Raw genomic sequence first — 3,892 nt, forward strand, 5'->3', positions numbered from 1 at the left:
TGCCGGCCAGGATGCCGGCGGCCACCCCATACTCCAGCATCGTCTGGGCACAGATGACGCTGACAATGGCCAGCAAGGAGCCGACCGACAGGTCAATGCCGGCGCTCAAAATGGCGAAGGTCTCCCCCACGGAGATCAACGCCAGGATGGACACCTGCCGGGCCACGTTGGTCAGGTTGGTCATGGTCCAGAAATTCGGGTTGATGGCTCCAAAGAACACGCCCATCAAGACGATCACCAACGGCAAGCCAATGCGCCCCCACGGCACCCATCGGGTCAGGGACAGTGTGCGACGCTCTTTTTTGCTCTCGGTCTCTACAGTGGCCATCTTCCTCCCCCTATGGTGTCAGGCTCCCATACATGCGTATACCGGCTCACCCGAAATGGCCGCGTCCAGGATGCGTTCCGGCGTTGCTTCGGAGCGGTGGAACATGCCGCAGATGCGGCCGGCGCGCATCACCAGGATGCGGTCGCTCATGCCCAGGATCTCCGGAAGCTCCGAGGAAATCATGATGACGCCGGCGCCCTTCTGCACCAGTTCATTCATCAGGTGGTACACCTCCACTTTGGCACCCACATCAATCCCGCGGGTCGGCTCATCGAACAGGAAGATGTCCGCCTGTGCCCCCACCCATTTGGCCACCACCACCTTCTGCTGGTTGCCGCCGCTGAGGTAGCGCACCTCGCGATCCAGCGAGGGGGTCGCGATGCGAATCCTCTCCACGAATTGCTGGGCCAGGCTCCTCTCCTTGCGCAAATCCATGACGCCGGCCCGGGTGAACTGATCCAGCATGGTGATGGTGATGTTGCCGGCGACTGTCATGCCCAGCACCAGACCGTGCCGCTTACGGTCCTCTGGCAGGAGCGCCAAGCCGTGCCGAATGGCATCTCGCGGGCTGGAGATCTGCACCGGCTGACCTTTCACCAGGACGCGTCCTTCCGAGATGGGATCCGCGCCGAAGATGGCGCGCGCCAGCTCCGTGCGGCCGGCGCCGACCAGGCCGGCGATGCCCAGGATTTCCCCCCGAAACAGGTTGAAGCTGATATCATGCAGGACGCCTGGCCGGCTCAAGTGCTCTACCCGCAAAATTTCCTCGCCGCGCGGCACTTCCACCTTGGGGAACTTCTCCTTCAGCTCGCGGCCCACCATCATCCGGATCAGCTCGTCAATACTGGTAGTGGCCAGCGGGACCGTGCCGATCTTCTCCCCATCCCGAAGCACCGTTGCCCGATCACCGATATGCCGCACCTCCTCCAACCGGTGCGAGATGTAGATGACTGCCACGCCGCGCGCCTTCAGCTCGCGGATGGTGCGGAACAATTGCTCGATCTCCGCTGAGGCCAGCGCCGCCGTCGGCTCATCCATGACGATGATGCGCGCTTGCATGGACAGCGCCTTGGCAATCTCGACCATCTGCTGTTTGGCCACACCGAGCTGTCGCACGGGGATGCGGGGGTCCACCTCCACGTTCAAAGAGCGCAGGAGCGCCGCCGATTCCTCCCGCATCCTCTTCCAATCCACGAAGCCGGCGGCCCCGGGCAGGCTGGGAAAGCGGCCGAGGAAGATATTTTCGGCCACGCTCATATCCGGCACCAGCGTGAACTCTTGAAAGATGGTGCTGATGCCCAGCGCTTTGGCATCGTGCGGAGTACGGATGTGCACTGGCCGGCCGTCGAGCAGGATCTCCCCCTCGTCCGCAGTGTGCACACCCGAAAGGATTTTGATCAGGGTGGATTTGCCGGCGCCGTTCTCCCCCAGCAAAACATGGACCTCTCCCGGCCGTAGATCAAAATCCACCCGGTTCAGAGCCAACACGCCAGGAAACTGCTTGACGATACCGCGCATCTCCAGAAACGGTTTGATGGCTTCCTTCCCATTCATACCAGGCTCTCCTGCGCGCTGTTGGGCGAAAACTCGTTGCTATCCTGCTCCTCGACCAAACTGCCGTCAGCGAAAATGCGAGGTCACGCTGATGATGGTGAGCGGCATCACGGGCGGCGGGTTGAGGCCCAGTGCCAACAGCACCTCCCGCGTGATTTCCTCCGGCGCGGCACCCTCTCCCAGCCGGCGCCGCGCCTCCTCCGCCAGCTCCCCCACCCGCTCTATGTAGTGGATGCTCTCTTTCAATGCCCGCGGGATCTCCGGCCCGGTAAGCGGCTCCTCCCGATGGGAGTTGTACAGCACATGCACCCCCGGCATGCCGGCCAGCCGGCGCAGGGACTCCACGGCCTTCCGCGGATCCATGTACAGCGGCAGTCCCCCCACCGGCTGGAGCGCATCCGCGGTGATGAGTACCCCCTCCTGGGGGCAAAAGAGCGATATGGAGCCAGGGGAATGCCCCGGCGTGAAAATCACCCGCAGGGTGGTCCCGCCCAGATCAATCTCGTCCCCATCCTGCAGGACGCGCGTGATGCGCACCGATCGGTTCACCAACCGCTCGAACTGGTAAATGGGGCGCTCGCGCTGTTGGGCCTCCAGGTCCTCGACCCAGCGCACCGCGGCCTCGTGGCAGGCGAAGTCAGGATGCGCCCATTCTTCGAAAAAAGCGTTGCCGCCGATGTGGTCTCCGTGCTCATGGGTGTTGATGACCAGCCGCACGTCCGCTGGCGTCAGCCCCAGCTCCTGGAGCGTCCGCACCAGGTGTTCCTGGGAGCCGGCGGCGCCAGTGTCCACCACACAGGCCCCCCGTTCACCAACCACAATGTACGTGGTGACAAAACGCTGTGCCTCGACCCCTTCGCGAATCGGGAGGACGAAGGGCAGGCGAACCGGGAAGACATGCCGGCCAAGCTCAACGATTCTCGGCATGGGGGAACCCCTCGAAGCTCGGTCCTTTGGGCTGAACATGCCAATAGTTGTTCAGGATTTCCTCATCCGTCTTTCCAGGGAAGAAGGTGCGGTGCAGACTGGTGGAGGCACAGCCCGGGAAGAAGATGCCCTTGTCCTTATGGACGCTGGTGCAGTCCCCCACCACGAACACGTAGGATTTGGGCGGGTTGTGCTCCAGGTGCTCGGGGACGGCGGCGTTGGAGCCGATGATAATCGTGATCTTTTCCACCCCTTCCAATAGCTTCGGGTTGGCGAGGTACGTGTCCAGCCCCGTGCGGGTGAAGTGCAGACAGCCGTCGCATGCACCGCCCATGTAGACCTCGATGCGCGGGTCCAGCCCAATCAGGTGGATGTTGCCGCGACGGAAATGGCGCTTCACCTTCTCGATGGGCGTGCCCAGCACCTCGATATTCTCCAGGGTCGCCACCCCCAGGCCCTCAATCTCGGCCTCGCGCAGCATAGCGATCTCATGCCTGGCATCAAAGCCCATAATAGTGGCGCCGACGGTGTCGACGGCGACGGGGTCCTTGCCGGCGATGATGACGTTGAAATCCTTGATCAGGTCCTCCGGGAAGGGCGAGCCAGGCCCCTGCCCCTGCATGGGCCATAGGCCATCGATCAGCGCCAACTGCGGCCGCATCACCTTCAGCATGTCCACCATCTTCTGATGCATGTCCGCCCGATGATTGCGGATGGCGTCGTACCAGTCCAGGCTCCCCTGATTCATCTTCATGGTGAGGGTGATGTTGGTCAGCTTGTGCACCTTCATCTTCGCCAGATAAATCAGGGTATCCGCTTCCAGCATGGTCTTCGAGAGATAGACCGGCTTATCCAGCACGCGCGCATGGGGAACCTGTACCGGAATGCGCTCGTCCTGCTCCAGCGGAAGGACCCGGTCTGCCCCACCGCGCAGGGCCGCCCGCTTGACGCCGGTCACCTCGAACGCCTCGGCGGTATCTGCACCGATGGAACTGCGGTCCGCCACGATCAGCTCACGCGGGTTGGTCTCATCGCGGATCAGGCGCATCAAGGCCTCGACCACCCGCGGGTCGCTGGGGATGC

General features: G+C 63.0%; 4 protein-coding genes. All 4 read right to left on the minus strand.

What is annotated here, in order from left to right:
* The coding region (locus H5T60_12585; protein ID MBC7243267.1) for an ABC transporter permease at positions 1 to 328 on the minus strand (328 nt) is incomplete at its 3' end.
* Between the two features lie 18 nt (positions 329 to 346).
* Positions 347 to 1,882 (minus strand): sugar ABC transporter ATP-binding protein, encoded by a 1,536-nt coding sequence (locus H5T60_12590; protein MBC7243268.1) that lies wholly within the window; start codon positions 1,880 to 1,882, stop codon positions 347 to 349.
* 66 nt (positions 1,883 to 1,948) lie between these two features.
* Positions 1,949 to 2,809, minus strand: coding sequence for an MBL fold metallo-hydrolase (locus H5T60_12595; protein ID MBC7243269.1), 861 nt, complete (start codon positions 2,807 to 2,809; stop codon positions 1,949 to 1,951).
* The coding region (locus H5T60_12600; protein ID MBC7243270.1) for a DUF362 domain-containing protein at positions 2,793 to 3,892 on the minus strand (1,100 nt) is incomplete at its 5' end. The genes H5T60_12600 and H5T60_12595, both read right to left, overlap by 17 nt.

This window comes from Anaerolineae bacterium, from assembly GCA_014360855.1.
Lineage (GTDB): Bacteria > Chloroflexota > Anaerolineae > JACIWP01 > JACIWP01 > JACIWP01.

Bases quoted from the DNA above. Each gene is read 5' to 3' on its own strand.
- H5T60_12590 (MBC7243268.1), bottom strand. From the start codon at position 1,882: ATGAATGGGAAGGAAGCCATCAAACCGTTTCTGGAGATGCGCGGTATC.
- H5T60_12595 (MBC7243269.1), bottom strand. From the start codon at position 2,809: ATGCCGAGAATCGTTGAGCTTGGCCGGCATGTCTTCCCGGTTCGCCTG.